Below are 1,974 nucleotides of genomic sequence, written 5' to 3' on the forward strand. Positions count from 1 at the left end.
TCTCTATACCTCAACCCTAGTTACCACGCTCAACCTCATTGAATTTCGCACCTATTAAAAAAATGCACACATAGCTTTAGATTCGTAGTCAACCGCAGATAAGTACCGTAGGATTGGGGAGAAAAATTAAGCACAAACTCTTAGGAGTCAGTCTCCTATGAATCGCCGTTTGAATCACCACTGGTTTCACTGGCTGCTCTCCCTGGGAGCGTCGGTAACATTAGGCGCACCCGCCTGGGCACAAGCAACCGAATTTGAGTTAGAAGATTTCGACTTTTGGGCTGAACAATGTGTGCTGCTGAGCTACGACACCGACTATGAGAAAACGTTAGAAGCGTGTGAAACAGCCATTGGCTTAAAACCTAAGCGAGATAATCTAGAACTGTGGTCGGCCCGTAGCCGCGCCCTGTTTGAGCTGGGGCAGTATGTGGAAGCGATTGGTTCCTACAATCGTGTGCTGAGCGTGGCCCCACGCGAGTCGGTGGCGTTGGCCTATCAGTGTGCCTCCTATGTCCAGCTGTCGCGTCTAGACGATGCGATCGCAACCTGTGAACAAGCCCTGGCCATCAATGGTAGCTGGGGCACCGACTCGCCTGCCCTGGCCTGGTACTACCACGGTCTGGCGCTACAAACGACAGGGCGGTTAGAAACGGCCCTGGGCTCCTACGGTCGAGCCCTAAGATTAGAGCCCGAGAATATTATGGCTCGTGCGGGCCAGTGTGCCATCGCTGCTGAGTTAGGATACACTGGCGGTCCTGGCAACAGCTATCAGGGATGTACCCTAGGAGAGTCGGTCGTTGCCTATGAGCAAGCGCTCGCCCAACAGCCTGATGCAGAAACACTCTGGTTTCAACAAGGACTAGCATTAGAACAGCTGGGGCGATATGCCCAGGCGCTGACCTCTTATGAACAGGCGATTGGGCTGGTAGAGGACTATTCGCTAGCCTTGGCCCATCAGTGTGGTGTGCTCAATCAGTTAGAAGACTTTGAGACAGCCCTGGCGGTCTGCGACGCCGCCTTAGCGGGCAATGGTAACTGGGATCGACTGGGATCTGTTTATGCCTGGAGTCAACGCAGTGCCGCCCAAGTGGGGACAGGTGACTATGAAGGGGCGCTAGCGTCAGCCGATCGCGCGGTGGCCATACTACCCGACTATCCGGGCGGCTGGAACAATCGGGCCGTGAGTCTCTGGTATTTAGAACAGCTCAATGAGGCAACCGTAGCCATTGCCACCGCCTACAGCAAAGAGAAGGATATTTTAGAAACGCTAGCTGCAGAAACCTTTGATCGGTCCTATCCAGAATCCCCCATTCTCTTTCACCGACGGCGGGTATTTACAGCGTTTAACCAGGGGTCAATTTTGCTGGATTTAGGAGCCTACGATGAAGCGGTTGGAGCCTATCGGCGGGCTGAATCTACGTTGGTAAACTGGCAGCTACCCGGCGGAACTCTAGTCAGTGATAAATTTCTAGCTAAGCTGTGGTCTAACTTTGCGATCGCGCTACATGCCACTGGGAATTCTAGCCTGTTCTGGCAGGCAGGCGACTATGCTCAAAAAGCCACCCAGCTTGCCCCCGACTCCTATGAGATCTGGTACAACTCAGGCATTATCCAAACAGCGGTGGGACACTACGGCTATGCCCTCGCGGCCCTGGATCAGGCTACTGAAATAGATCCCGAAAATCCCGATCTAGCCCCAGCCTGGCTGGCGTTAGGCACGCGTGCCCTGGACGCAGCTCAAATTCCAATTGCCTGGCAAGCCCTGCAGCGCGCCGCCACGCTCACCCCCGACAATATTGACATCGCCATTAAACAGGGCGATACCCTAGAGCAGGCAGGCTGCCCCCAAATAGCCCTACAGTTTTTTGAAGTACTGCTCAATGTTGCTCCAGACAATAGCCTAGTTGCTGAGCGTTACCAGAAACTTCTAGACACTCTCAGCACAGATGCTCTACCCTTTACAAGCTCATCCAC

1 protein-coding gene is annotated in these 1,974 nt (G+C 53.8%); it reads left to right on the top strand.

The annotated features are described in order from the left end of the window. Nucleotides 1-157 precede the first annotated feature (157 nt). Nucleotides 158-1,974, top strand: a 1,817-nt coding sequence (locus IQ260_RS30220) for a tetratricopeptide repeat protein (protein WP_193996743.1), incomplete at its 3' end; no start/stop codon positions are given.

The sequence above is a fragment of the Leptolyngbya cf. ectocarpi LEGE 11479 genome, assembly GCF_015207065.1.
Taxonomy (GTDB): domain Bacteria; phylum Cyanobacteriota; class Cyanobacteriia; order Phormidesmidales; family Phormidesmidaceae; genus Leptothoe; species Leptothoe ectocarpi.